The 24,973-nt window shown below is 73.2% G+C and carries 25 protein-coding genes and 1 pseudogene; 5 read left to right on the top strand and 21 right to left on the bottom strand.

The window, feature by feature from the left end; translation table 11 throughout:
- Positions 1–113: 113 nt before the first annotated feature.
- Positions 114–1,325 (top strand): arginine deiminase, encoded by a 1,212-nt coding sequence (locus ACFOYX_RS31845; protein ID WP_322442639.1) that lies wholly within the window; start codon positions 114–116, stop codon positions 1,323–1,325.
- 72 nt (positions 1,326–1,397) lie between these two features.
- Here ACFOYX_RS31845 and ACFOYX_RS31850 read toward each other — a convergent pair whose 3' ends face one another.
- The 14 genes from ACFOYX_RS31850 to ACFOYX_RS31915 form a co-directional block, all read right to left on the bottom strand.
- Positions 1,398–2,282 carry a DUF5926 family protein gene (locus tag ACFOYX_RS31850; protein WP_109803782.1) on the bottom strand — a complete coding sequence of 295 codons (885 nt, stop codon included), beginning with the start codon at positions 2,280–2,282 and terminating at the stop codon, positions 1,398–1,400.
- A gap of 61 nt (positions 2,283–2,343) precedes the next feature.
- A complete protein-coding gene (locus tag ACFOYX_RS31855) occupies positions 2,344–2,760 on the bottom strand; it encodes an ATP-binding protein (RefSeq protein ID WP_201749828.1) in 417 nt (138 codons plus the stop codon).
- Positions 2,761–2,826: 66 nt separating this feature from the next.
- Positions 2,827–4,281 carry an ATP-binding protein gene (locus ACFOYX_RS31860; protein WP_109803784.1) on the bottom strand — a complete coding sequence of 485 codons (1,455 nt, stop codon included), beginning with the start codon at positions 4,279–4,281 and terminating at the stop codon, positions 2,827–2,829.
- A gap of 140 nt (positions 4,282–4,421) precedes the next feature.
- Positions 4,422–5,213, bottom strand: coding sequence for a glycerophosphodiester phosphodiesterase family protein (locus ACFOYX_RS31865; RefSeq protein WP_322442638.1), 792 nt, complete (start codon positions 5,211–5,213; stop codon positions 4,422–4,424).
- Positions 5,214–5,225: 12 nt separating this feature from the next.
- Positions 5,226–5,561 carry a rhodanese-like domain-containing protein gene (locus tag ACFOYX_RS31870; protein ID WP_109803786.1) on the bottom strand — a complete coding sequence of 112 codons (336 nt, stop codon included), beginning with the start codon at positions 5,559–5,561 and terminating at the stop codon, positions 5,226–5,228.
- Positions 5,562–5,590: 29 nt separating this feature from the next.
- On the bottom strand, positions 5,591–6,508 hold the full coding sequence (locus ACFOYX_RS31875; protein ID WP_201749829.1) for an LCP family protein: 918 nt from the start codon (positions 6,506–6,508) through the stop codon (positions 5,591–5,593).
- A 211-nt stretch (positions 6,509–6,719) separates the two neighbouring features.
- Positions 6,720–7,931 carry an LCP family protein gene (locus tag ACFOYX_RS31880; RefSeq protein WP_109803787.1) on the bottom strand — a complete coding sequence of 404 codons (1,212 nt, stop codon included), beginning with the start codon at positions 7,929–7,931 and terminating at the stop codon, positions 6,720–6,722.
- Between the two features lie 204 nt (positions 7,932–8,135).
- The gene (locus ACFOYX_RS31885; RefSeq protein WP_109803788.1) at positions 8,136–9,377 is read right to left on the bottom strand and encodes an LCP family protein; all 1,242 of its coding nucleotides are present in this window, start codon (positions 9,375–9,377) and stop codon (positions 8,136–8,138) included.
- Positions 9,378–9,451: 74 nt separating this feature from the next.
- On the bottom strand, positions 9,452–10,432 hold the full coding sequence (locus ACFOYX_RS31890) for an NAD-dependent epimerase/dehydratase family protein (RefSeq protein ID WP_322442637.1): 981 nt from the start codon (positions 10,430–10,432) through the stop codon (positions 9,452–9,454).
- 94 nt (positions 10,433–10,526) lie between these two features.
- Positions 10,527–12,200 carry a cation acetate symporter gene (locus ACFOYX_RS31895; protein WP_109803790.1) on the bottom strand — a complete coding sequence of 558 codons (1,674 nt, stop codon included), beginning with the start codon at positions 12,198–12,200 and terminating at the stop codon, positions 10,527–10,529.
- The gene (locus ACFOYX_RS31900; RefSeq protein WP_109803791.1) at positions 12,178–12,546 is read right to left on the bottom strand and encodes a DUF485 domain-containing protein; all 369 of its coding nucleotides are present in this window, start codon (positions 12,544–12,546) and stop codon (positions 12,178–12,180) included. The genes ACFOYX_RS31895 and ACFOYX_RS31900 overlap by 23 nt, the downstream gene beginning before the upstream one ends.
- 158 nt (positions 12,547–12,704) lie before the next feature.
- Positions 12,705–13,334, bottom strand: coding sequence for a flavin reductase family protein (locus tag ACFOYX_RS31905; protein WP_322475121.1), 630 nt, complete (start codon positions 13,332–13,334; stop codon positions 12,705–12,707).
- A 496-nt stretch (positions 13,335–13,830) separates the two neighbouring features.
- The gene (locus ACFOYX_RS31910) at positions 13,831–15,534 is read right to left on the bottom strand and encodes an ABC transporter permease (RefSeq protein WP_322442636.1); all 1,704 of its coding nucleotides are present in this window, start codon (positions 15,532–15,534) and stop codon (positions 13,831–13,833) included.
- The gene (locus tag ACFOYX_RS31915) at positions 15,519–16,283 is read right to left on the bottom strand and encodes an ABC transporter ATP-binding protein (RefSeq protein WP_109803792.1); all 765 of its coding nucleotides are present in this window, start codon (positions 16,281–16,283) and stop codon (positions 15,519–15,521) included. Before ACFOYX_RS31915 ends, ACFOYX_RS31910 begins: the two co-directional genes overlap by 16 nt.
- 213 nt (positions 16,284–16,496) lie before the next feature.
- Between ACFOYX_RS31915 and ACFOYX_RS31920 the strand changes: the two genes are divergently transcribed.
- Positions 16,497–16,841 carry a VOC family protein gene (locus ACFOYX_RS31920; protein WP_109803793.1) on the top strand — a complete coding sequence of 115 codons (345 nt, stop codon included), beginning with the start codon at positions 16,497–16,499 and terminating at the stop codon, positions 16,839–16,841.
- Between the two features lie 149 nt (positions 16,842–16,990).
- Here ACFOYX_RS31920 and ACFOYX_RS31925 read toward each other — a convergent pair whose 3' ends face one another.
- Genes ACFOYX_RS31925 through ACFOYX_RS31945 form a run of 5 tightly spaced genes read right to left on the bottom strand, consistent with a single transcriptional unit; the run spans position 16,991 to position 22,372 of the window.
- The gene (locus ACFOYX_RS31925; protein ID WP_322442635.1) at positions 16,991–18,631 is read right to left on the bottom strand and encodes a cation acetate symporter; all 1,641 of its coding nucleotides are present in this window, start codon (positions 18,629–18,631) and stop codon (positions 16,991–16,993) included.
- Position 18,632: 1 nt separating this feature from the next.
- A complete protein-coding gene (locus ACFOYX_RS31930) occupies positions 18,633–19,079 on the bottom strand; it encodes a hypothetical protein (protein WP_236648196.1) in 447 nt (148 codons plus the stop codon).
- A 31-nt stretch (positions 19,080–19,110) separates the two neighbouring features.
- Positions 19,111–20,628 carry a DUF4173 domain-containing protein gene (locus ACFOYX_RS31935; protein ID WP_322442634.1) on the bottom strand — a complete coding sequence of 506 codons (1,518 nt, stop codon included), beginning with the start codon at positions 20,626–20,628 and terminating at the stop codon, positions 19,111–19,113.
- Entirely contained in the window at positions 20,625–21,698 is a 1,074-nt protein-coding gene (locus ACFOYX_RS31940; RefSeq protein WP_377534675.1) for an ATP-binding protein, read from the bottom strand. Before ACFOYX_RS31940 ends, ACFOYX_RS31935 begins: the two co-directional genes overlap by 4 nt.
- Positions 21,695–22,372: a response regulator transcription factor gene (locus ACFOYX_RS31945; RefSeq protein ID WP_322442633.1), complete on the bottom strand. Its 678-nt coding sequence runs from the start codon at positions 22,370–22,372 to the stop codon at positions 21,695–21,697. Before ACFOYX_RS31945 ends, ACFOYX_RS31940 begins: the two co-directional genes overlap by 4 nt.
- Positions 22,373–22,534: 162 nt before the next feature.
- Here ACFOYX_RS31945 and ACFOYX_RS31950 point away from each other — a divergent pair, with 162 nt between their 5' ends.
- Together ACFOYX_RS31950 and ACFOYX_RS31955 are read left to right on the top strand one after the other, a co-directional pair.
- Positions 22,535–23,086: a Uma2 family endonuclease gene (locus tag ACFOYX_RS31950; RefSeq protein WP_322442632.1), complete on the top strand. Its 552-nt coding sequence runs from the start codon at positions 22,535–22,537 to the stop codon at positions 23,084–23,086.
- Between the two features lie 60 nt (positions 23,087–23,146).
- Positions 23,147–23,359 (top strand): annotated as a pseudogene (locus ACFOYX_RS31955) (RNA polymerase sigma factor); the annotation flags it as partial.
- Positions 23,360–23,428: 69 nt separating this feature from the next.
- Here the strand turns inward: ACFOYX_RS31955 and ACFOYX_RS31960 are convergent.
- On the bottom strand, positions 23,429–23,599 hold the full coding sequence (locus tag ACFOYX_RS31960) for a hypothetical protein (protein WP_322442644.1): 171 nt from the start codon (positions 23,597–23,599) through the stop codon (positions 23,429–23,431).
- Between the two features lie 61 nt (positions 23,600–23,660).
- Between ACFOYX_RS31960 and ACFOYX_RS31965 the strand changes: the two genes are divergently transcribed.
- On the top strand, positions 23,661–24,167 hold the full coding sequence (locus ACFOYX_RS31965) for a hypothetical protein (protein WP_322442643.1): 507 nt from the start codon (positions 23,661–23,663) through the stop codon (positions 24,165–24,167).
- 49 nt (positions 24,168–24,216) lie between these two features.
- Here the strand turns inward: ACFOYX_RS31965 and ACFOYX_RS31970 are convergent, their stop codons facing one another.
- On the bottom strand, positions 24,217–24,915 hold the full coding sequence (locus ACFOYX_RS31970) for a DUF5701 family protein (protein WP_322442631.1): 699 nt from the start codon (positions 24,913–24,915) through the stop codon (positions 24,217–24,219).
- Between the last annotated feature and the right edge of the window lie 58 nt (positions 24,916–24,973).

Consider the following 24,973-nt stretch of genomic DNA (forward strand, 5'->3'; position numbering starts at 1 on the left):
GTGTCTACACCGATCATCAGGGCAGCTACCCGACGTACTCACACCGTTGCGCGGAAAGGCTCATTCACACTTCTTTTCCGGATGGTGCCGAACCCCTGTCCTACGCTGCGAAGGTGACCCACTACGTGGACAGCGAGGTGGCCCGGCTCGGCACGGTGCTGCTGCACCGCCCGGGACCGGAACTCGCCCGGCTCACCCCCCGCAACAACGACTCGTTGCTCTTCGACGCTATCCCATGGGTGGGCCGGGCACAGGAGGAGCACGACGCGTTCGCCGCCGCCCTGCGCGGTCGCGGAGTCGAGGTGCTCTACCTGGCCACCCTGCTGGCCGAGACGCTCGCCGTCGCCGACGCCCGGGCCGAACTCACCGGACTGGTGCTGCGTTCGCCCCGGCTCGGCGACACCCTCCGCCGCCGGATCGCCGATCATCTCGCCTACCTCGACCCGGCCGCCCTCGCCGACGTGTTCATCGCCGGGCTCGCCCACGAGGAGCTGCGGCTGGGCCGGGACCGCCCCGGCGGCCTGGTCTGGACGCTGATGGACCGGCACGACTTCGTCATCGACCCGCTGCCCAACCTGCTGTTCACCCGGGACTCCTCGGTGTGGATCGGCGACCGGGTCGGGGTGACCAGCCTGGCGATGCCCGCCCGGCGGCGGGAGACCACGCTGACCGACGCCATCTACCGGTACCACCCGCGCTTCGTCGGCACCGAGTTCGTCTACCATCCGGAGCTGGAGCACCTGGAGGGCGGCGACGTGCTGCTGCTGGCGCCGGGGGTGCTCGCCGTCGGGGTGGGCGAGCGGACCACCCCGGCCGGCGCGGAACGGCTCGCCCGGCAGGTCTTCGCCGCCGGCCTGGCGCACACCATCCTGGTGGTGCCGATCGCGCAGGAACGGGCCACCATGCACCTGGACACCGTCTGCACGATGGTCGACGTGGACGCCGTGCTGATGTACCCGAACATCGCCAGCACCCTGTCGGCGTACACGGTGATCGCCGGCGCGGACGGCGACGAGCCGCGGGTGGGCGGGCCGGCGCCGTTCCTGCGCGCCGCCGCCGACGCGATGGACCTGGACCAGCTCCGGGTCATCGACACCGGTCTGGACCCGGTGACCGCCGAGCGGGAGCAGTGGGACGACGGGAACAACACCCTCGCCCTCGCCCCCCGGCTCTGCGTCGGCTACGAGCGGAACGTGGAGACCAACGCCCAGTTGGAGCGGGCCGGCATCGAGGTGATCGCGATCGCCGGCTCGGAGCTCGGCTCCGGCCGGGGCGGTCCGCGCTGCATGTCCTGCCCGCTGGTCCGCGAGCCGCTGCGGCGCTGACCCCGGCCGGTCGCCGAGCGACTCGGGCCCGCCCGACGCGAGGCGTCCGGCGGGCCCGTCGCGACGTTCGGGTCAGCGGAGGGTGAGCTGCCGGCCGACCAGACCGTGCCGGGCCCGCCGGCCCGCCGCGTCCAGCGGCTCGGTCTCCTTGAGCGCCTCGGCGTACCGGTCGGCGAAGGCGGCGACCGGCGCCTCCCACTCGGTCGCCGGGGTCGCCTCGGGCAGGTCCCACACCGGCACCAGCCGGCCGTGCGCCCGGAACATGCCGGCGAAGCGAGTGTGCTCCCCGAGGGTCAGCGTGCCGGCCACGCTCAGCCGGGACAGCGCGTCCAGGGCGGCGTCCTCGTCGTCCGGCAGCACCCAGCGCACGTGGGCCTTCTCCGGCACCTGGCACCAGTACGCGGCCCGGGCGGCGGCCAGCCGGACGGTCGGGTAGACCGCCGCGTTGGCGCGTTCCAGGGACGCCTGCACGGTCGGGTCGTCGGCCGCACCCGGGTCGAGCCAGAACTCGAAGCCCTCGTGCATGGTGATCTCCAGCGGACCGTCCACCAGGATGTCCTGGAGGCGGGGCCCCGGACCGGGCAGCGGGGGGACGGTGACCTCGCCGCCCGGCTCGGTCCGCAGCGCGCAGAGCAGCGCCTCGGCCAGGTCCCGGGAGACGTCGCCGGACTGCTGGTGCCGCTGGAGGCCGACGAAGACCCGCCCGTCCGGCTTGGTCATCGCCGGGGCGGCCATCGGCAGCACGGTGGCCAGGGTGACCGGTCGGTCGCCGTACTCCTCGACCAGCTCGGGGGTCAGCCGCAGCGGCGCGGAGGCGGCCGGGACCAGCTCACGCAGGGCGATCCACTCCGGCTCGTCCACCAGCCCCTCGAACGGGCGGGGCACGAAGACGTCGCGCACCTTCTCCCGCTTGGGGGTGGCTTCGGTGGCCCGCTGGCTCTTTCGACGCTTGCTCACGGCGAGACAGCCTAGATGCCGGGCGGGCGCGGGGTGGGCGCGACCCGCCCCGGGGGCCGGCTCAGCCGGCCGCGACCAGGTCCGGCCGGGCCGTCGCGACCGGGTCGAACTCGGCCCAGACGCTCTGGCCGAGGCCGTCCCGCTCAACCCCCCAGCGGCTGGCCAGACCGGAGACGATGTGCAGCCCGCGCCCGTCGGCCGCGTCCGGGCTGGCCGCCCGCATCAGCGGGCCCGAGGCGGAGCCGCCGTCGGTGACCCGGAGCTGGACGTGCTGCCCCTCGGTCGTCCACCGCAGCCGCCAGGCCACCCGGACCACCCCGCCGGGCAGCGGGTCGGCGTGCCGGACGGCGTTGCCGACCAACTCGGCGAGGACCGCGACCAGGTCGGCGAGGAGGATCGGCCGGACGAGGTCGGCCAGTTCGTCGGCGAGCCGGTGCCGGGCCAGGCGCGCGCCGGTCGCGTGGTGGGGCACCACCACGCACCATGATCGTTCGGCCGAACCCGTCGACACCGTCGTCCCTCTCCGCCCCCGTCGGTGCCGGGATCATCCCCGCGGCAGCCGCACCTCTGCGACGGTACCGCCACCGACCCTCGGTCGGAGGGATACCCATCCATTCTGCTGTTCAACGATCTGCCGGACGAGATAGAGACCGAGCCCGGCGCCCGGATAGCGCCGCCGGTCGCCGGACTCGCCCTGCCAGAACCGGTCGAACGCCCGCTCCACGTGCTCGGGGCGGATGCCGATGCCCCGGTCGGCGACCCGGAAGGAGACCGTTCCGTCGCAGGCCGACGCGCTCACCTCGATCGGGGTGTCGGGCAGCGAGTACTTCCCGGCGTTGGTGCTCAGCTCGGTCAGCACGGTGGCCAGGCTGCGCCGGTCACCGAGCGCCTTGGGCAGGTCGTCCGGCAGGTCGAGGACGATCCGGTGCCGGACGTCGGCCGGCAGGTCGGGCACCGCGGCGCGGAGGGTGTCGGCGAGGTCGAAGGGGGCGGCCGGCTCGCCGCCGGGCCGGCTGTCGGTGGCCGCGGAGAGCAGCCGGTCGACGAGCCGGGCCAGCTCGTTTGCCCGCTGCCCGATGATCCGGGCCGCCTGTCGCCGGTCGCCGTCGTGGAGCGACTCCCAGTGGTCGGTGAGGGTGTCCGCGTACCCCTTGATCACGGTGACCGGGGTACGCAGCTCGTGGCTGGTCACCGCGACGAAGAGGTCCCGGTCGTGGTCGCGCCGCTGCTGGTCGGTGATGTCGCGGAACGTGACCACCCGCAGCGCGCCGGGGCCGGGCAGTTCCCCGGAGGTGATCCGCAGCCAGCGGCCGTCGGGCATCCGGTGGTCGAGCACCTGCCCCGGCGGGGGCAGCGGGAAGGGCAGCGGACGGCTCAGCGCCTCCCCGGCCGGGCGGCCGGTGACCTGGGCGGCGGCCGGGTTCCAGAGCCGGATGTGGTGGTCCCGGTCCACCACCGCCAGCCCGTCGGCGAGGGCCGCCACCACCGGGCCGTCGCCGTGCACGGGCAAGCCGGTCTGGTCGCCGTACATGTGCGCGATGCAGGAGGCGATGTAGCCGACGACGGCGTGCTGGGAGGTGTCCTCCGGGTCGCCGTCCGGGTAGAGGGCGTGCAGGCTGCCCACGGTCAGGCCGCCGATCTCGGCGCGGGCCACGATCATCCGCAGCAGACCCCGGTCGGCCAGCTCGTCGGCGAGCGCGCCCGGGATCCGGTCCACCCGCACCTGGCGTAGCGGGGGGCCGGAGAGGAGGCAGACGGTGGCCGGGTCGGCGGCCGGCAGCGGGCGGCCGATGGCCCACTCGGCGTCGCCGGTCGCCGCGATCACCCGGCCGCCGGTGGGGGCGAACTCCACGAACGCCAGGCTGGCCGCGCCGATCGCCGGCTGAACCACCCGGAGCAGCCGGGTGAGGACGGGCAGCCCGGAGTCCCCGGCGTTGATCATCTTGATCACCGTGGTGTGGCCGGCGATGAGGGCGGCGTAGTCGGTTCGCTCCGGCATGTCCCGAGTGTGCCCCGGCCGACCGGTCCGGGGACACCCCCGCGTGGCCGACCCGCACCGACCGCCGGGCCGACCGGCCGTGCCCGTGGGGCGCCCGCGTCGCCTCCGGTGATGGACCGGGGCCGGGCGAGGGGTGGGGCTCAGCGGCCGAGCCGGGCCAGCGCGCGGGCCGGGCGGTCGGTGATCACCCCGTCCACCCCGGCGGCGAGGACCAGTTCCAGGTCGTCGGGCTCGTTGACCGTCCAGACGTACACCTGGTTGCCGGCCGCCCGCAGCGCGGGCACGAGCTGCGGCCGGGCCCGTACCAGGCCGATGCCCGGGCCGGCGATCCGGGTGCCGAACGGCAGCCGGCCCAGCCGCAGCCAGCGCGGCAGCACCTCCAGCAGCAGCACGGTGGGCAGGGCGGGGGCGAGGTCGCGGATCCGGCGCACGGCCAGCGGGGAGAAGGACATCACGGTGACCCGTACCGGGTCGTCCGGCTTCGGGTCGGCGAGGCCGTACCGGCGCAGCAGGGTGACCAGTCGCCGTTCCACGTCCCGGCCGAACCGCGAGGGGTGCTTCGTCTCCACCAGCAGCCGGACCGGCCGGCCGGCGGCCAGCACGGCGTCGAGCAGCCGCTCCAGGGTGAGCAGCCGGGTGTGCGACTCGTCGAGCCGCTCGTCGCCGTCGGCCGGGATCCCGCCCGGGTGCCAGGAGCCGAAGTCGAGCATCTCCAGCTCGGCCAACGTGCGCGCGCTGACCAGCCCGTGGCCGTTGCTGGTCCGGTCCAGCCGGCGGTCGTGCACGCAGACCAGGTGCCCGTCCCGGGTCAGCCGGACGTCGCACTCCAGGCCGTCGGCGCCCTCGTCGAGGGCGCGCAGGTAGGCGGCGAGGGTGTGCTCGGGCAGGTCGTACGAGGAGCCGCGGTGCGCGAAGACCAGGGGGTCGCCCATGCCGGTCGGTCCCTAGACGACCCGGCCCGGCTGCCCGTCGTCGGTGACCACCGGCCGGCCGGCGGCGGCCCAGTCACCCATCCCGCCCTCGACGTTGCGCACCTGGTCCCAGCCGTTGCGCATCAGGTACGCGACGACCTGCGCGGACCGCCCGCCGGAGCGGCAGATCACCGCGACCTCCCGGTCGTTAGGCACCTCGGCCAGCCGGGCGGGCAGCTCCATCATCGGCAGGTGGTGGGCGGCCGGCGCGTGGCCGGCGGTCCACTCGTCGTCCTCCCGGACGTCGAGCAGGTAGGTGTCGTCGGGCACGGCCGACGCGGGCACGCTGGGAACCTGGGGTCCGAACACGGCTACCAAGCCTAGTCGGGCCGGTCCGGTCACAGCCGGTTGACCCAGCGGGGATTGGCCCCAGCCCACTCGGGCAGCCGGGTGCCCCGGACCGCGTCGAAGAGCCCGTCGCCGCCGTTGTCGAGCACCACGTAGGAGATCTCGTCGATGGTCTGCGGGTACGACGGGACCTGGACCCCGTGCAGCGCGTCCGCGGGCAGCGACCGGAACGCGAGCAGCAGGTCCTCCAGCGGTACGCCGTTGGTGTCCACGGTCAGCGAGCCGCCCACCGCCCGGAGCACCTGGTCGAGCTTCACCGGGTCGCTGCGCAGGTGCGTCTCGCCGGCCTTGTCCAGCACGGCGCGGAGCATCTGCTGCTGGTGCCGCTGCCGGTCGTAGTCGCCGCCGGGCAGGTCGTAGCGCTGCCGGACGTAGTCCAGCGTCCGGGCCCCGCCCATCTGCTGGCAGCCGGGGGTGAAGAGGGTCCCGGTGTGGATCGAGCGGACCTCGGTGTCGACGCACATCCGGATGCCGCCGAGCAGGTCGATGACCTCCTTGAACCCGGAGAAGTCGATCAGCGCCGCCCCGTCGAAGTGGATCCCGGTGAGCCGGGTCAGGGTGGCCGAGAGCAGCCGGGCGCCGGCCTGACCGCCGCCGCCGTGCTCGTACGCGGCATTGATCTTGTCCTGGCCGCCGCCGTAGCCGGGTGCGGGCGGGATGGCGACCAGCAGGTCCCGGGGGATCGAGATCAGGTACGCCTGCCGCACGCCGGCCGGCACGTGCACGATGAGGATGCTGTCCGAGCGCTGGTCCTCGGCGTTGGCGCCGGCGCGGTGGTCGGAGCCGACGAGGAGGTAGTTGAGCGCGCCGGAGAGGTCGGTCCGCCGCTGTCGGGCGGCGGGGTCGAGCAACTGCTCCTTGATCACGGCGCGGTCGTACCGGTTGCTCAGCCAGTGCAGTCCGGCCACGGCGAGCGTGGCGAGCAGGACCAGGGCGAGGCCACTGCCGAGCAGGAACCGGGGGAGGCGGGCGCCTCGTCCGGCCCGCCCGCGTCTGGTCCGTGCTGGCCTGGACGTGACGCCCCTCCCGCAGCCGTGACATGAGACCTTCTCACGTCAGGCTACGGGCCGGGCTCCCGGCGGCGGCCGCTTTCGGCGCAGCTACCGCCGGGTCACCGGGTCAACTACGGGTGGAGAGGACGCTCGGGTTGGCCACCACGAACTCGGCGAGCTTGTCGTCCTTGACCGCCTGGAACATGTCCATGGTGAGCTGGTTGAGCACCTCTCTGTGGTCGGCGTTGCCATTGAAGGTGCCGCCGTTGGTGCGCAGCGTGGTGAGGTCGTTGCCGCTGACGCCCTTCATCGTGTAGATGAAGTCGTCGATCGGCACGTTGCCGGTGTCCAGGACCAACGCCTTGCCGGCCGCGTTGATCAGCTGGTTCAGCTTGATCGGGTTGGTCAGCGTGCCGCTCTGGGTCGCCTTCTTCGCCATCGCCTTGATCAGCTGCTGCTGGTTCTGCTGACGGTCGTAGTCGCCCTTCGGCAGGCCGTAGCGCTGGCGGGCGTAGTCGAGCGCCTCCCAGCCCTCCATCTCCTTGCAGCCCTTCTTGTGCACCACCGGGGTCATCGGCTTGCCGGTCTTCTTGGCGTCGGCGTTCCACATCGGCTTGCCGTCGACCATCATCATGTGGTGGGACTTGACCTCGTGGCTGACGCAGATCCGGACCGTGCCGAGGGCGTCGATGACGCTCTTGAAGCCACCAAAGTTGATGATCGCGGCGCCGTCGAAGCTGATCCCGGTCATCTTCTTGATGGTCTTGGCCATCAGCTGGGCGCCGCCCTCCCAGCCGCCGCCGTTGCGGGCGCCCGCCTGGAAGGCCGCGTTGATCTTGTCGGTGCCGCCCTGGTAACCGCTCTTCTCGAAGGGCGGGATCTGCGCCTCGGTGTCCCGGGGGATCGAGATCAGGTACGCCTGGTCGTGGGTGGCCGGGATGTGCAGGATGATGATGCTGTCCGAGCGCACGTCGTCGGCGGCCCAGCGGGCCCGGGCGTCGACGCCGAGCAGCAGCATGTCGATCGGGCCGTCCAGGCTGCTGCCGCCCTCGGCGTCGGTCTTGCCGGCCTCGCCGAGCAGGTTGCGCTGGGCGATGTTGCCGGTCGCCTGGCCGATCACGGCCTTGCTGCCGACGATGGCGAGGCCGCTGGTCATCATCAGCACCGCGCCGAAGATCACCGTGAGTCGGGCCCAGAGCGGGTCCTTCCGACGGGTGCGCTTCTTGGACCCGCCGTTGCCGCGGCCGCCGGGGCCGGGCTGGGTCGGGATGAGGGGCGGCACCCGGCCGGGTGCTCCGGGATCCAGTGACTGAGGGCGACGGCTGGTCTGAACCGGCATGCGTGCTCCAGCTCGATGATCGGGGGGCTCGACCACTGTACGTACCCGTTCCCGTTCTTGCGACCTCCTGGGGGAACTATTCCCGCCAATCCCGGCACTCGATCCACTGGTTCGGCCGAACGGCCAATTGAAAAGAACCGGTCGGCGGTTGGCTCGCCGTGGACGAGCCTTGACGCCGACCGGTCGAGTGTTTCGGAGGGGGCGTCAGCCGCCGTTCCCCGCACCGCCGCTCTGCTGGTTGGCCTGCACCCAGTCGGCCATGGTGTCCGCCGACATCGCCTGGTACATCGCGAGGGCCTTCTCCCGGTCGGAGACCACCACCGACTCGCCGTTGATCGTCTGGCTGCCCACGTTCGGGCTGGTGATGAAGGTGAGGTTCTCGCCGCGCAGGCTGCGGAACTGCATCGCCATGTCGACCAGCGAGAATCCCTGGTCGACGGTGGCCGCGTCGGTCACCGACGTGAGGAAAGCGTTCAGCTTCTTCGGGTTGGTCAATGTGCCGGTGCTCGCCGCCTTGTCCATCAGCGCCTTGAGGAATTCCTGCTGGTGGCGCATCCGGGCGAAGTCCCCCTCGGGGAACTGCTTGCGCTGCCGGATCCAGTCGAGCGCCTCCGCGCCGTCCATGTGGTTCACCCCCTTGGTGAACGTCCGGTACGGCTTGTGGATCGACGTGATCGTCCGCTCCACCTTCAGGTCCACCCCGCCGAGCGCGTCGGTGACCTCCTTGAAGCCGGCGAAGTCGATCGCCATGACGTGGTCGATCCGCACGTCGCTGAAGCACTCCACCGTCTTCACCGCGAGCGGCAGGCCACCGAACGCGAACGCCGCGTTGACCTTCGCGCGCTGGCCGGAGTCGCAGGACGCGCCCGCGTTCTCGGGGATCCGCACGTAGAGGTCGCGCGGGACGGAGACCAGGTAGGCCTGCTTGTGGTCGGCCGGGATGTGCATCACGATCAGCGTGTCCGCCCGCCACTTCCCGGCGCTCTCCACCGGCGCGTCCGGGTCCCGGGAGTCGCTGCCGACCAGCAGGATGTTCAGCGCGCCGTCGACCGTCTTGGTGGGCCGGCCGCCGGTGATCTCCGAGAAGGGGTCGGTGCGGGCCAGGTCGTTGTTGAGGTTGCGGGCGTAGAACCACGCACCCGCGCCGCCGAGCAGCGCGAGCACCAGTACCGCGACGCCGGCCACCAGGCCGATCCGGCCCCAGCGCGGGCGCGGGCCGCGCCGTCCCGGCCCGCCGGCGCCGCCGCCCGGGCCACCCGGACCGGAGGGTCCGCCCGGCCCGCCGGGACCGCCGGGAGGTGGCTGCTCGTCGTACGACGGGTACCACTGGGCCTCGGTGGCGCGGGCGCGCCCGGCGGGGGCCCGGCCGGAGCCGGGGACCTGGGCACGGCCCGCGCTCCGAAGCAGGTACGGGAGCGGGACGCCAACTGTGGTGGTCGCTGACATGTAACCGAGGGTAGGTCGGTCGAGCCAGTACCGCTCTCAGGCGAGCGCGGGTGTCAGCGTCCGCCCAGGCGGGATCAGTACCCTAACCGCTCGCGGAAGTACTCGATCGTGCGTCCGAGGCCGTCTTCGGGCGCCACAGTCGGCTCGTATCCGAGCTGTTCCCAGGCGAGGGTGAGGTCCGGCCGGCGCATCTCCGGGTCGTCCGCACTGCGTGTGATGTAGCTCACCTCGGAGCTGCTTCCGGAGAGTGACACGATCAGTTCGGCGAGTTGCCGCATCGACATCTCGTGCTCGGTGCCGCAGTTGATCGGGCCCGTCTCGGTGGAGTCGAGCAGCAGCAGGATCCCGCGCACCAGGTCGTCGACGTAGCAGATCGAGCGGGTCTGGTTGCCGGTGCCGTGCACGGTGATCGGCTCGCCGCGCAGCGCCTGCGAAATGAAGGTCGGGATCGCCCGGCCGTCGTCCGGGCGCATCCGCGGGCCGTACGTGTTGAAGATCCGGACGATCGCGGTGTCCGTGCCCCGGCTGCGGTGGTACGCCATGGTGGCCGCCTCCGAGAAGCGCTTCGCCTCGTCGTAGACGCTGCGGACGCCGATCGGGTTGACGTTGCCCCAGTACGTCTCGGGCTGCGGGTGCTCCTTCGGGTCCCCGTACGCCTCGGAGGTGGAGGCCATCAGGAACCGGGCGCCGTCGGCGGTGGCCCGCTCCAGCAGGTGCAGGGTGGCCACCGAGCCGACCCGCAGGATCTCCACCGGCAGCTTCTCGAAGTCGGTGGGGCTGGCCGGGGAGGCCATGTGCAGGATCGCGTCGAACCGCTCGGCCAGCGCCGGGTGGTCGGTCGGCAGCCCCTCGGAGATGTCCGCCTCGACCAGGGTGAAGGTCGGCTTCTCGAACAGGTGGGCGACGTTGTCCTTGGCACCCGTGACGAAGTTGTCCAGCACCACGACGGTGCAGCCGCGGGCGATGAGGGCGTCGACCAGGTGGGACGGCACGAAGCCGGCGCCGCCGGTGACGAGGATTCGGTGTCCGGGTCCGAAGCGGGGCTCTACCTTCATGCCGGCCAGCCTACTCAGCGTGCCTTTCGGGCGCGGTGCGGCATAGGGCGAGGGGCCCCGCCGGCGCGGCGGGGCCCCTCGTTCGGTCCGAGCGTCAGTGGGCGCCCGCGCCGGTGAGGGCCCGCACCTCCAGTTCCGCGTACTTGTCCTCGTCGTGCTCCTTGGAGAGCACGGTGCCGATCCAGCCGCAGAGGAAGCCGAACGGGATCGAGATGAGGCCCGGGTTGGACAGCGGGAACCAGTGCCAGTCGTGCTTGGGGAACATGGCCGTCGGCGCCCCGGAGACCACCGGGGAGAAGAAGACCAGCACCACGGCGGCGAGCAGCCCGCCGTAGATCGCCCAGACCGCGCCCGAGGTGTTGAACCGCTTCCAGAACAGGCTGTAGAGGATCGCCGGCAGGTTGCCGGAGGCGGCGACCGCGAAGGCCAGCGCCACCAGGAACGCCACGTTCAGGCTCTGCGCGTAGATCGACAGGGCGATGGCGATCGCGCCGATGACCAGGGCGGAGACCCGCGCGACGGTGACCTCCTGCCGCTCGGAGGCGTCCCCACGCTTGATCACGTTGGCGTAGAAGTCGTGCGCCAGGCTGGACGAGGAGGCCAGGGTGAGCCCGGCGACCACGGCCAGGATGGTGGCGAAGGCGACCGCCGCGATGATCGCCAGCAGGGTCGCGCCGCCCAGGCTGCCGCCGAAGAAGTCCCGGCCCAGCGCCTCGGCCAGCTGCGGCGCGGCGGTGTTGCCGGCCTTGTCCTGCGCGGTGATCGCCTGCCCGCCGACCAGCGCCGCGGCGCCGAAGCCGAGAGCCAGGGTGAGCAGGTAGAAGGTGCCGATGATGCCGATCGCCCAGAGCACGCTCTTCCGGGCCGCCTTGGCGGTCGGCACGGTGTAGAAGCGGATCAGGATGTGCGGCAGACCGGCGGTGCCGAGGACCAGCGCGATGCCGAGCGAGAGCAGGTCCATCTTGCTGTAGAAGGTCTTCAACGCGTCGCCGGGCGCCTCCACGCCGTACCGCAGCCCGGGTTCCAGGAAGGCCGAACCCTTGCCGGAGGCGGAAGCCGCGTCGCCGAGCAGCGAGGACAGGTTGAACTTGTACTTCGCCAGCACCAGCAGGGTCATCACGATCGCGCCGGTCATCAGCAGGAACGCCTTGACGATCTGGACGTACGTGGTGCCCTTCATGCCGCCCACGGTGACGTAGATGATCATCAGGGCGCCGACCATGATGATGGTCGCGACCTTGGCGGTGCCGGCGTCCATGCCGAGGAAGGTGGTGCCCGGCTTGATGCCGAGCAGCAGCGCGACCAGCGCGCCCGCGCCGACCATCTGGGCCAGCAGGTAGAAGATCGACACCGTGATGGTGGAGACCGCGGCAGCCGTGCGGACCGGGCGCTGGCGCATCCGGAACGCCAGCACGTCGGCCATCGTGTACCGGCCGGAGTTGCGCAGCAGTTCGGCGACGAGCAGCAGCGCCACCAGCCAGGCCACCAGGAAGCCGATGGAATAGAGGAAGCCGTCGTAGCCGTAGAGGGCGATGATCCCGGCGATGCCCAGGAAGGACGCGGCCGACATGTAGTCGCCGCCGATCGCCATGCCGTTCTGGAAGCCGGAGAAGGAGCGACCGCCGGCGTAGAAGTCGGTGGCCGTCTTGGTCTGTCGGCTGGCCCACACGGTGATGGCCAGCGTGATCGCCACGAAGATCAGGAAGAGCGTGATGGTGAGGTTGCGGGCGGTCGTGCTGCCCGCCTCAGCCGCGAGGACCGTGTTCATGGGTCACCTCCCCGATCTCGGCGCGGATCCGGTCGGCGACCGGGTCGATCCGCCGGTCGGCGAACCGGGAGTAGAGCCAGGCGATGACGAACGTCGAGACGAACTGGAGCAGGCCGAAGACGAGGGCGACGTTGATGTTGCCGATGAGCTTCGCGCCCATGAAGCCCCGCGCGTAGGCGGAGAGGATGACGTAGAGCGCGTACCACAGGAAGAACGCGACGGTCATCGGGAAGACGAAGCCGCGCAGGGCGCGCCGCAACCCGGCGAACTCGTCCGACCGTTGTACGGCGAGGTACCGCTCCGCGGCGGATTCGGCCGGCGCGGACGCGGGTGTGTCCGTGGACATCTGTGGATCACCACCTTCACAGGCGTGGGGAGTTTCGCGCACGGTAAGGAGCGCGCTCCCCGCCGGGGAAGGCCGAGATCGGCGTCGGTCGACGGTTGCGCCGAACGGTGGTCCGGCTGCGCCGAGTGACCCAGGTCACTCCGTTGACCGGTCGCCGCTCAGTCGGTCAGTTCGCGGTACCGGCCCCGGTAGTGCAGCAGTGGGGCGGTCTCCTCGACCAGGTCGACCGCCTCGATGACGGCCTCGACCAGCAGCCCCCAGCCGTACTCCCGGGCGCTGTCGAGCCGGCAGCCGGCCCACCCGCCGCCGTCGGCGGGGACCGGGCCGTAGGGGGTGTCGAGCCACGAGCCGGTGGCGAAGAGGCCGCCGGGGGACGGGAAGAGGCCGGCGAACCGGTCGGCGAGCTGCCGGTGCGGCGGGCCCAGCGGGCAGACCGCGAAGCGGCCGGCCTCCTCGACCGCGGCCCACAGGTCCGACTCCGCGTCGATCAACCCGAGCAGCCGGTCCGGTTCGCCCTCGGCGACCAGGGTGGACGACACCGTCAGCCCGGCCGGCCCCGGTGCCGTCCAGAGGGTGACCGGGGCGGCGAGCCGCCCGCGCAGCCGGCGTACCGGTGAACGCTGCCCGGCCGGCACGGCGAACGGGTCGGTGTGGTGGATCTCGGCACCCGGCTCATGATTCACGTGAAACATTGTGCCGCCCCGGGCCCGCGCCCAGCCGAGGAAGCGGTCGTGCAGGTCGGCGGGCCGGGCGAGCCGCGCCGGCTGGCATGGCGGTGCGCCCCGCACGCCCGGCACCGCCACAACGGCCCCTCCAGGGGCCATTTGCGTCCCAAGATCTGCTCGGCGACCACTCGCGACCGCTCCGGCGTCTCAACCGGGAATGGGGAGCATTCGGATGAGCGTGATGACGCAGAGGCATATTTGTGCCTGAGAGGCATAACGCTCGCAGGAGTGGGTGCCTCCCCGCCACGACCCGCCTGGGCCCCGATCACCAGCGGCCGCCGTTCGCCCGCCACGTCTGCGCCGGGTCAGCCCAGCCGGCCCGGGTTGACAACCCGCAACATCCGACCGGAGACAGGAGGGCGGGCCGCCCCATCCGGGACGGCCCGCCGCGTCAACGCCTGCTCAGGAGAAGTCGACCAGGAAGTAGTAGCTCGCAGTGTCCGTCCATACCCCATTGGCCGAGTCCGCGCACCCTCATGGTGTGCGAACTCGCCGAGGTCGGCGTGTAGTTGCGGTGGCAACCCCGGCCGGGTTCGCCGCCACCATCACCGCCTGGCCGTCATCGGCGGGGCGTGACAGCGGCGAGCAGCTCCGGCTGGCGGCGGTCCAGCACGTCCCCGGCCAGGTAGGAGCCGAGCAGCGCGGCCCCCAGCCCGTGGGCCACGCCGACCGGCAGGGCCAGCCAGAGCCACAGGTCGCCGAGCAGCGCCGCGGCCACCACCATCGGCACCGCCGCGGCCGCGGGGGCGACCATGGACAGCAGGGTGAGGAAGCTCTTCGCCACCCCGGCGCCGGTGTTCATCGCGAACGGGTTGCTCGTCTCCGGCAGCGCGTACGCGCCGAGCACCGAGACGAACGCGTTGATCGCCAGTCCGCTGCCGTACGCGGCGAGCAGCGCCCCGGCCATCACGCCCAGCCAGGCCGGGTGTCCGAGCAGCGTGGCGAGGACGACCGCGACCACGCCCAGGATCGGCACCACGTAGAGGGAGAACGCCGTCATCCGGGCCCGCAGCTCCAGCCGCCCCGGCACGCCGGCCACCACGTTCGCCGCGTACGCGCTGCCGTCGAAGCCGAACTGGTTGGCCAGGGTCACCGAGGCGAGCACCCCGACGAAGAGCATCGAGAGGCTGACCAGGACCGGCGAGGAGTCGGCGGTGGCCTCGCCGAACGCCTGCCCGCCGTCGGTGGCGAGCCGGGAGCCGCCGAGGTTGACCATCACCGGCACGAAGACGCCGACCACCGCGATGGTGATCAGGTTGGCCCGTCGCCGGGCGTCCCGCCACCAGTAGCGGCACTCCCGGGCGACCAGCGCGCCGAACCGGTTCCGCCGGGCCCAGCCGACGGCACGCGGGAAGAGCTGGGCGACCGCCCCGCCGGCGGGGCCCCGTCGGTCCCGGGCGGGACCGGCGCTGGCCGCGCCGACCATCGCCGACTCCAGCGACCGCGACCACCACAGCAGCAGCGCCCCGATGGTCAGCACGGTGATCAGCAGCTTCACCGGGCCGGCCCACACCCGCCCCTCGGCCACGTCGATGCCGGCGGTCCACGGCGCCCCGAACGGGGTCCAGCCGATCACCCGGGCCACCCCGGTCAGCCGGTCCCAGTCGGCCTGGCGGACCGCCGCCAGCACCGCGATCTGCAGCGGCCCGAGCAGGGCGGCGACCACCGCCAGCAGCACGGCGGCCAGGTCACGTACCCGGCGGGACCGGAGCATGGTGGCGAAGGCGCTGGTCACCGCGCGGGCCGCCGCCACGCAGAGCAGCAGCCCGGCGGCCACCCCGGCGACCGCGACCAGGCCGGCCGGCCAGCCGCCCAACGCGCCGGCGGTGACCACCAGCCCGGACACCGCCACCAGCGTGGTCAGCACCGGCACGCTGACCAGGGCGGCCGCGAACAGGCCGGTGACCAGGGTGCGGCGGGTCAGCGGCAGCAGCGCGAACCGGGCCGGGTCGAGCGTCTCGTCCACGCCGAAGAAGACCAGCGGCAGCAGCAGCCAGCCGAGCACCAGCAGGCCCCCGCCGAAGGCGGCGGTCAGCAGCGCGTACCGGGGCTCGCCGGCCAGGCCGGGTGCCGCCAGCGCGAAGAAGCCGCCGGTGGCGAACCAGAGACCGACCAGCACGCCGACCACGAAGAGGGCGATCCGCCAGCCCTGGCCGTGGAAGTTGTTGCCGAGCACCCGCAGCTTGAGCCGGACGAAGTGCGGGGCGGCGACCCGCCGGGCCGGCCCGGCCGGCGCGGCCGGCCCGGTCACCGGGACAGCCACGACAGCTCCTCGCCCGTCGCGGTCCGCCCGCCGACCACCTCGACGAAGACCTCCTCCAGGGACCGGTCCCCGCGCACCTGGCCGAGCGTGCCGACCCGCTTGATGGTCCCGTCGGCGAGGATCGCCACGTGCGAGCAGAGCCGCTCGACGACCTCCATCACGTGGCTGGAGAAGACCACCGTGCCGCCGCCGGTGACGTACCGGTGCAGGATGTCGCGGATCAGCGCGGCCGACACCGGGTCGACCGCCTCGAACGGCTCGTCCAGCACCAGCAGCCGGGGGCCGTGCAGCAGGGCGCAGGCCAGGCCGATCTTCTTCTTCATGCCGGCCGAGTAGTCCACCACCAGGGTCCGGCCGGCGTCGGTGAGCGCCAGCACGTCGAGCAGCTCCGCCGCCCGCTGCTCGACCACCGCCGGGTCCATGCCGCGCAGCAGACCGTGGTACGCCAGCAGCTCCGCCCCGCTGAGCCGGTCGAACAGCCGTACGCCGTCCGGCATCACGCCGAGCAGGCCCTTGGCCCGGACCGGGTCGGCCCAGACGTCGTACCCGAGCACCCGGGCCTGGCCGGCGTCGGGCCGCAGCAGGCCGACGGCCATGGAGAGGGTCGTCGTCTTGCCCGCGCCGTTCGGGCCGAGCAGCCCGTAGAAGGAGCCGGCCGGGACGTCCAGGTCGACCCCGGCGACCGCGACCTTCGTGTCGAACCGCTTGGCCAGGCCGCGCAACGCGAGCGCGGGGTGCTCTTGGGTCATGTCCCGACGTTAGTCCGCCGCCGCCAGTGATCTCTCCCGCCACGGGACGACCTCGATCTCCTACCCGGGCAGGGGATCGACTGCGGGTGTGTTCCTCGAACCGCTCCGTGAGCCAGTTCTGCTCGTCCGCCGTTACCTTTCCTCCCCGCCGTCGGTCAGCAGTGTGACGGACCGGAGTGGTCCGAGGTGATACCGCGAGTGGAGGAGCGACGCGTGACGTCAGGCATGAAGACGATCATCTACCCGGTCCGCGATCTGGAGCGGGCGAAGGCGCTGTACGGCCGGCTGCTGGGCGTCGAGCCGGTTGTGGACCAGCCGTACTACGTCGGGTACGCCCTGGGCGGGCAGGACGTCGGCCTGGACCCGAACGGCTACGGCCAGGGGATGACCGGGCCGGTGGCGTACTGGCACGTGGACGACATCGAGGGGAGCCTGAAGGAGCTCCTCGATGCCGGGGCGGAGAAGGTGCAGACGGTCAAGGACGTCGGCGGCGGCAAGCTGGTCGCCTCCGTACGCGACGCGGACGGCAACGTGGTCGGCCTGATCCAGGCGCCCTGACGCGGACCGGATCTCGTCGGGCGTCACCGCCCCCCGGCGCCCGACGAGATCCGGGAGGATCACGACGACCTGACGCCCGAGGTCGACGCCGTCGGGTGAGGTGTGGGCCCTGCCCGATCGGAGGCGCCCCGGCTCGGAGGCCCCCCGGCTCAGAGGCGCAGCGCTTCGGGGGCGTGCAGGCGCAGCATGGTGGCGCCGACGTCGGCGGGGAGCCGGCGCCGGGTGGCCAGCGACACCGCCACCATCACCGTGAAGGCCAGCGGCACGGTCCACGCCGCCGGCTGGGTGGTCAGCGTGGCCGGCCAGCCGCTCAGCGGTGGGCCGAGGACGGTGACCAGCACCGCCCCGATCGCCGCGCCGCCGCCCACCAGCACCCCGGCCGCCGCGCCGAGGTCGGTCAGCCCCCGCCACCAGATGCCCAGCACCAGCAGCGGGCAGAAGCTGGACGCGGCCACCGCGAAGGCCAGCCCGACCACCTGGGAGACGTCCAGCCCGGAGACGTTCAGCGCGAGCACCGCCGGCACTCCGCCGGCGATCACCGTGGCCAGCCGGAAGCCGCGTACCGAACCGCGCCCGAGCACGTCCGTGGAGATCACCCCGGCGACGCTGGTGAGCAGCCCGGACGAGGTGGAGAGGAAGGCGGCGAACGCCCCGGCGGCGACCAGCGCGGCGAGCAGCCGCCCGGTCAGGCCGTCGCCGAGCGCCGCCCCGGGCAGCAGCACCACCACCGCGTCGGTCTGGCCGGTCACCAGCAGCTGCGGCGTGTAGATCCGGCCCAGCACGCCGTAGATCGTGGGCAGCAGGTAGAAGGCGCCGACCAGGGCGAGCACCACCAGCGTGGTGCGGCGGGCCGCCGCGCCGTCCGGGTTGGTGTAGAAGCGCACCAGCACGTGCGGCAGGCCCATGGTGCCGAGGAAGGTGGCCAGGATCAGCGAGTACGTCGCGAACAGCCCCCGGTCGTCGTCCCCGGCGGTGTCCGGCAGCAGCCAGTCCGCCGCATCGGTGGCCGTGCCGGAGACCTCCGGCACCGGGTCGCCGGCCGCGAAGGCCAGCCGGTCGCCGGGGCGTACCTCCCGGATGTCGCCGTCGGCGAGGGTGAGGGTCGCGCGGTGCTCGACCACGACGGTGGTCGCGGTCCGGAACGCCGGCCCGTCGGGCGGGGCCACCGCCGGGCGGGCGTCGGCCTGCCACTGCAACGCCAGGAAGATCGCCGGTACGGCCAGCGCGGTCAACTTCAGCCAGTACTGGAACGCCTGGACGAAGGTGATCGCCCGCATCCCGCCGAGCGCCACGTTCGCGGTGACCACCACCGCGACCAGCAGCGCCCCCACCGGGTAGGGCGAGCCGGCCACCGTGGCCAGGGTCAGCCCGGCGCCCTGCAACTGCGGCACCAGGTAGAGCCAGCCGATGAAGATCACGAAGACGGTGGCCAGTTTCCGCAGCCGGCGGGACCCGAGCCGCACCTCGCAGAAGTCGGGCAGGGTGAACGCCCCGGAACGGCGCAGCGGAGCCGCCACGAAGAGCAGCAACGCCAGGTAGCCGGCGGCGAAACCCACCGGATACCAGAGCACGTCCACGCCGTACTTCAGGACCAGCCCGGCCACGCCCAGGAAACTCGCCGCCGACAGGTACTCCCCGCCGATCGCGGCGGCGTTCCAGGTCGGGCTGATCGCCCGGGAGGCGACCAGGAAGTCGGAGGTGGTCCGGGCCAGCCGCAGCCCGTAGAAGCCGATCCCGACCGTCACCAGGGTGACCGCCACGATCGCCGGGACGACGAAGCCGTTGCCCACCTCAGCGCTCCGGCCGCTGGACCAGGTCGGTGAAGTCCTGCTCGTTCCGCTCGGCCAGCCGCACGTACGCCCAGCCGACGCCGATCAGGAACGGGAACGAGGCCACCCCGAGCAGCAGCCACGGCAGGTTGACGCCGAGCACCGTGACCCGGCCGACCGAGGGCGCGATGGCGAAGAGCCAGGGCAGCCCGCCGAGGGCGATCAGCACCACCAGGCTCAGCCGCACCGCCAGCGCGAGCTGGGCCCGGACCAGGCCCCGGACCAGCGCCTCGCCGACCCGGGTCTGCTCCGCAAGCTCGGCGCGGGTCCGCCCGGACCGGTCGTCCCGGCGGGACACCTCGGCCAGCACGATCCGGGTCCGCCGGGGCGGCTCGGCGACGCGCGGGGCCGGCACCGGGACGGCCGCGGCGGGCCGCCCCGGGCCGTCGTGCTCCCCCGGACCGGTCATCCCCGGCAGTCTTGCCTGCTCAGCGGGAATGTCAAGGGCACGCAGTCGCGCCGGCCTCGGCCGGATCCGGGCCGAGCACCGCCCGGGCCTGCGCCCGGCCCACGTTCGCGGCCCGCCACCCGTCCTCGGGGAGCTGGGCGGCGATCTCCCGCAACGCGCAGGAGCGCATCGGCTCGGGCAGCCGGTCCAGCGCCGGTACGGCGTCCGCCGAGAGCCCGGACAGGTAGTCCACGTCCAGCCGGTCGATGCGCTGCCACCGGTCGACGTTCCAGTCCGCGATCAGCCGATCCGGGTTGACCACCGCGAGCCCGAGCAGGGCGACCACGGCCGCGCCCAGCGCCAGCCGGGGCAGCCACCCGCTCCGGAGCCGGACCGTGGCCACCCCGACCAGCACGAAGAGCAGCCCGAGGCAGAGCTCCGCCGTCGCCACCATCAGGCGCAGCCGGGTCGCCCCGTACGCGTCGGTGTAGACCCGCATCCGGTACAGCGCCGACGCCACGACCACCAGGCTCAGCGCGGTCAGTCCGCCGACCAGCAGCCGGATCAGCACCCGGTCCGCCCGGGTCCGCCGGGGCGCCCAGCGCATCGCGCCGGCGATCACCAGGAGGGTCAGCGCGGAGACCGCGAGCAGTTGCCAGAAGCCGCCCCGGGCGTACTCGGCGTAGGTCAGCCCGGCCGTGCGCAGCACGTGGGCGGAACCGCCGAACAGCACGGCGAGCTGCACCAGGACGAACGCGGTGAAGAGCGCGTCGAGCAGGGCCAGGGGCAGCACCCACTCCAGCTGGCGGACCGCCCGGGCCGGCCCGGTCCGCAGCTCCAGGTCGGGCGGCGCGGCCAGCAGGTACGCCCCACCGAGCAGCACCGCGCCCACCAGCAGCAGGCGGAACACCCAGCCGAACACTCCCGGGGTCGAGACGTCCGGCAGCGCCTCGGCCACCAGGTCGGCGAAGACCGCGTCGGCCGAGGAGAAGAGCAGCCCGAACAGCAGGAGCAGCGCAACGGTGATCCCGATGCTGGCCAGGCTCCGCCCGACGCCCGGGCCGCCCGGCCGGGTCCGGGGCAGCCCCCGGGCCGCCCAGGGCAGTGCCCGCAGGGTGGCGATCGGCGGCAGTATCCCGGCGGTCAGCAGGCCCAGCGGCGTACGCCCGCCCGCCACGGCGAGCGAGGCGGTGCCGAACGCGGCCAGCAGGCAGAGCGCGAAGAGCCAGCCGGCGGCGCGTACCGTGCCGACCCCGACCAGGGCGACGGTGGCGACCGCCCAGGCCAGCCGGGCCGCCCGGCCCGGCGCCCCCGTGGCGTCGGGCCGGGCGGCCGTGCCGAGGGCGGCGGCCCCGGCGACGGCGGCCACCAGCCAACCCAGGCCGGGTCGGTCCAGCGGTACCACGGACGCGCTCACCCCGGCGGCCACCGCCACCGCCCCGAGCACCACCGGCCGGACGGCTCCGGTGGCTCCCGGCCAGCGCCGTTCCCACGCGGACGGCTGGGGCGCCGGGCCGGGCAGCACCAGCCGAGGGTCCACGGGCGGGCGCGGCGGGGGTGCGGTGGTCATGCGGCCTCTTCTCGGACGGGTTCGGTACGGGGCAGGGTGACCTCGATCCGGCAGCCGGGGCGAGTGCCGGGCGCGGCGGTGGGCGGGTCGGCCACCCGGATGGAGCCGCCGTGCAGTTCGACCACCCAGCGGGCGATGGCCAGACCCAGCCCGGTGCCGCCGCCGGCGGCCCGCTCGCCCCGGGTGAACCGTTCGAACACCCGAGAGCGTTCCGCCGCCGGGATGCCCTCGCCCTCGTCGCTGACCTCGACGTGCAGCTGCCCGGCCCGCTCCTCGGCGGCGACGAGCACGGTCCCGCCGGGCGGGCTGTGCCGGGCGGCGTTGTCGAGCAGATTGGCGAAGACCTGGTGCAGCCGCCACGGGTCGGCGCGCACGGTCAGCGGGGCGGCCAGCGGCCGGAGTCGGAAATGGACGTCCTGCCCGGTGCCGGTGGCCGTCGCGGCGGCGTGCTCCACCGCCTCGTCGAGGAAGTCGGCGACATCCATCCGGACCCGGCGCAGTGGCACCACACCGGCGTCGAGCCGGGACAGGTCGAGCAGGTCGGCGACGAGGTGCCCGAGCCGTTCGGTCTGGGTGAGCGCGGTGCGCAGCGCCGCCGGCTCCGGGGTGGCGACCCCGTCGACCAGGTTCTCCAGCACGCCCTGGAGGGCGCTGATCGGCGTACGCAACTCGTGTGAGACGTTCGCGATCAGCTCGCGCCGGCGCTGGTCGGCGGCGGCCAGGTCGGCGGCCATCTTGTTGAACGCGTGGGCCAGCTCGCCCACCTCGTCCCGCGAGGTGGCCCGCACCCGGCGGGTGTAGTCGCCCCGGGCCATCGCCCCGGCGGCGGTGGTCATCTCGCGCAGCGGGGAGGTCATGCCGTGGGCGAGCACCTGGGCGGTCAGCAGGGCGATGCCGATGGCGGTCAGCGCCGTGCCCGGCGGGAGCCAGCCGACCCCGTACCAGAAGTAGCCGACGGCGACCGCCCAGGAGGCGACCAGCAGGACGCCGAGCTTCATCTTGATCGAGCGGACCGGGTCGAGCGGTCGGGGCAGCACGCTGTTCAACCGGTCCACCACCCGGCCGGTCACGCGGACACCTCCAGCGCGTACCCGACGCCGTGCACCGTCCGGATGAGGTCCGCGCCGAGCTTGCGGCGCAGCGCCTTGACGTGGCTGTCGACCGTACGGGTGCCGGCACCGTCGGCCCAACCCCACACGTCGGCGAGCAGCCGTTCCCGGGGCAGCACCGTGCGCGGCCGGCCGGCCAGGTGCACCAGCAGGTCGAACTCGGTGGGGGTCAGGTGCACCTCGGCGCCGGCCTTGACCACCCGCCGCTCCGCCGGGCTGATCTCGATGTCGCCCAGTCGCAGGGTGGTCGGCGGGGCGGTCGTCGCCCGCTCCACCCGGCGCAGCAGCACGTGCACCCGGGCCGCCAGCTCGCGCATGGAGAACGGCTTGGTCAGGTAGTCGTCCGCGCCGACCGCCAACCCGACCAGCAGGTCGGTCTCGTCGTCCCGGGCGGTGAGCATCAGCACCGGCACCGGGCGGTCGGCCTGGATCCGTCGGCACACCTCCAGCCCGTCGAAGCCGGGCAGCATCACGTCGAGGACGACGAGATCGTGCTGCCCGGCTCGGAACCGATCGACCGCGCTCGGGCCGTCCCCGGCGATGTCCACCGTGAAGCCCTCCGCACGGAGGCGGGCGGCGACCGACTCGGCGATGGTTCGTTCGTCCTCGACCACCAGTACCCGGCGTTCCTTCATGGCGTCAGACTGTAGGGACCGGCCGTGGAGATCGGTGGCTCGCCTTGTGAACAACCTGTGGAGAACGCCTCACTCCTGTGGATAACCCGGTGGATGGGCGGAGGCTCGTTGTGGACGACGGGGCGGGATGTCAGGGTGAGCCGGTAGAGAGGAGGTGTGACAGTGACCAGCCCGGCTCGGCCGAGCGGGCGCGAGCCCTGGACGGTGGACGACCTCCAGGACCTCCCCGAGGACGGCCAGGACTACGAGATCTTCGACGGGAGCCTGCTCGTGTCCCCCCACGCGGACGTCTTCCACGGTGCGGTCGCCAACCGCCTCCGCCGGCTCCTCGACCGTCAGGCCCCGTCCGGCCTGCTCGTCGGGCAGGACATCGGGGTCAGCGCGAAACGGTCGTCATACTTCGTCCCCGATCTCTTCGTGGCCCGGGAGGACGCCCTGGGCCGGGGCGGTCCGGCGCTCGCTCCGGCCGACGTGCTTCTCGTGGTCGAGGTCGTCTCGCCCGGCAACGCCGGTCGTGACCTGGTGCTCAAGCGCCACGAGTACGGCGTGGCCGGCATCCCGCGCTACTGGCTGGTCGAGCCGCGCAAGCAGACCCTGACCGTGCTGGAGCACGTGGGCACGGGCTACCGGGAGTCCCAGGTGATCTCCGCGCCGGAGGTCTACCGGACGGACGGCCCGTTCCCGCTCGTCCTGCCCGTCGCCGACATCTTCTGAACCTGCCCCGGAACCTTCCGGCCCGCCCGTGAGTGGAAGTGGTGGAGAGGGGAGGTGACGGTGTCCGACGGCGAGCTGATCTCCGAGTTGTACGCCGGCTGTTTCCGCCGGCTGGTCGTCCAGCTGTACGCGGTGACCGGAGACCTGAACGAGGCGCAGGAGGCGGTGCAGGAGGCGTTCACCCGCGCGCTGGCCGCGCCCCGGCGCTTCGCCGGCTTAGAGAACCCGGAGGCGTGGCTGCGCCGGGTGGCGGTGAACGTCGCCCGCAGCCGGCACCGGCGGGGCCGGCTGCTCCACACCCTGCTGCGGTGCATCGGTCCGCCGCCCGCCGTCGCCGACCGGTCACCCGAGCACCTCGCCCTGCTGGCCGCCCTGCGCGACCTGCCCGAAGGGCAGCGCCACGCGTTGGCCCCAGCAGGGCTGCGGCGCGGTACGGGAGCCGCTGGCGGTGGATGGGTCCACGGTGTATCGGCTCTCCGGGAAGCCGCCGTCGCCGTACCCGCCATACAGCATCTACCCGACCCCGGACGGGACGGTGTGGGTGACCTATTGGCCGGGGGAGGTCGACCAACCCATGGTTGTGGCCCGCAGCGCCGGCCGGGGGGCGAGTTGGACCACCTGGCGACCGGAGGTCCGGACGAACGTGGTGGCGGCGGTCGGGGTCGACGACCGGGAGGCGTACCTGCTGATCGAGCCGCCGCCACCGGCCGGGTCGATGGCGCCGACCGGTGTGGCGACGCTGCTCCGGACCAGGGACGGCGGGCGCACCTGGGCCGACACCGGGACGGACCTACGAGCGAGCCAGGAGAACCCGCAGATCACACTCGGCTCGGACGGATCGCTGCTGGTCGCCCGGACCGGCTCCAGCTCGCCGGACCTGATTCCGGAGCTGTTGGTGAGCCAGGACGGCGGACGGCACTTCGGAACGGTGCGCAAGGACCGCCAGCTCGAGGGGGCTGCCGGGGTGGCGCCGGGCCGGGCCTGGTTCTTCGAGCGCGACGACCTGTCGGATCCCGCCGCCGACCATGTCTTGATCACCAGCCACGGGTTGGACTGGATCCGCTTTAGTCTTCCGCGCTGAGCCCCGACGCGCCGGCGCGGCCCACCGAGGACCACGCCGGCGCCGGTGTTCATTCCAGGCCGACCCGGACCGGGTGGGCGGTGGCGGAGCCGAGCCAGGTGTGCGGGTTGCCGTACCAGCACCAGCCGAGCTTCGGCGCGCCCTGGCTGATCCAGAGCGCCGGCACCCGCTTGTCGCCGCAGCGCGACCCGACCAGCGAGAAGCACCGGTTCGAGGCGAGCGCCGCCGGGTGCTGGGTGACGAAGGCGAGGCCCTCGTCGATGGTGAGCGGCAGCCGGCCCTGGGCGGTCATCCCCTCCATGGCGGCGGCGGGCGCCAGGTTGCGGAACTCCTCGCCCCGGTCCACGTCGAAGAGCAGGTACGCCGGTCCGGCCGGCGCCTCCAGCTCCTTGATCGGGTCGAACCGGGGCAGATCGGCGGCGGGGAAGTTGCGGTCCAGGAAGCCGGCCCTGCGCTTGCCGGCCAGCGTGGTGAGCCCCAGGCGCGCCTCTACGGGCACCAGCTCGCGGGTGATCACCAGCAGGAACGGCACCCGGGCCTCCGTGGGCGGCCGGTGCTCGGCACCCCCGGGCGGGCCGGCGACGGCCGCCGCGCGCAGCGGGGTGACCAGCGCGGTGAACGCCTCCTCGGTGAGCCCGGCCAGCTCCGGGTAGCCGAGCCGGAGCAGCGTGGAGACCTGGCGGTCGAACTCGGCTCCGGCGTCGAACGGGTCGGTGGTCAGGGCGGTGGCGGACGGGGATTCGGACACGGCGACCTCCAGCTGTCGTACGGCCTACCGTACAGCGTACGCTAACTGGAGGTTATTC

The sequence above is a fragment of the Micromonospora sp. GCM10011541 genome (assembly GCF_042650725.1).
GTDB lineage: Bacteria > Actinomycetota > Actinomycetes > Mycobacteriales > Micromonosporaceae > Micromonospora > Micromonospora sicca.

Coding starts and splice junctions, on each gene's coding strand:
- ACFOYX_RS31960 (WP_322442644.1), bottom strand. CDS start 23,599: ATGCTGTATGGCGGGTACGGCGACGGCGGCTTCCCGGAGAGCCGATAC.
- ACFOYX_RS31880 (WP_109803787.1), bottom strand. CDS start 7,931: ATGCCGGTTCAGACCAGCCGTCGCCCTCAGTCACTGGATCCCGGAGCA.
- ACFOYX_RS31890 (WP_322442637.1), bottom strand. CDS start 10,432: ATGAAGGTAGAGCCCCGCTTCGGACCCGGACACCGAATCCTCGTCACC.
- ACFOYX_RS31965 (WP_322442643.1), top strand. CDS start 23,661: ATGGTTGTGGCCCGCAGCGCCGGCCGGGGGGCGAGTTGGACCACCTGG.
- ACFOYX_RS31935 (WP_322442634.1), bottom strand. CDS start 20,628: ATGACCACCGCACCCCCGCCGCGCCCGCCCGTGGACCCTCGGCTGGTG.
- ACFOYX_RS31945 (WP_322442633.1), bottom strand. CDS start 22,372: ATGAAGGAACGCCGGGTACTGGTGGTCGAGGACGAACGAACCATCGCC.
- ACFOYX_RS31885 (WP_109803788.1), bottom strand. CDS start 9,377: ATGTCAGCGACCACCACAGTTGGCGTCCCGCTCCCGTACCTGCTTCGG.
- ACFOYX_RS31900 (WP_109803791.1), bottom strand. CDS start 12,546: ATGTCCACGGACACACCCGCGTCCGCGCCGGCCGAATCCGCCGCGGAG.
- ACFOYX_RS31915 (WP_109803792.1), bottom strand. CDS start 16,283: ATGACCCAAGAGCACCCCGCGCTCGCGTTGCGCGGCCTGGCCAAGCGG.
- ACFOYX_RS31860 (WP_109803784.1), bottom strand. CDS start 4,281: ATGCCGGAGCGAACCGACTACGCCGCCCTCATCGCCGGCCACACCACG.
- ACFOYX_RS31895 (WP_109803790.1), bottom strand. CDS start 12,200: ATGAACACGGTCCTCGCGGCTGAGGCGGGCAGCACGACCGCCCGCAAC.
- ACFOYX_RS31865 (WP_322442638.1), bottom strand. CDS start 5,213: ATGGGCGACCCCCTGGTCTTCGCGCACCGCGGCTCCTCGTACGACCTG.
- ACFOYX_RS31930 (WP_236648196.1), bottom strand. CDS start 19,079: ATGACCGGTCCGGGGGAGCACGACGGCCCGGGGCGGCCCGCCGCGGCC.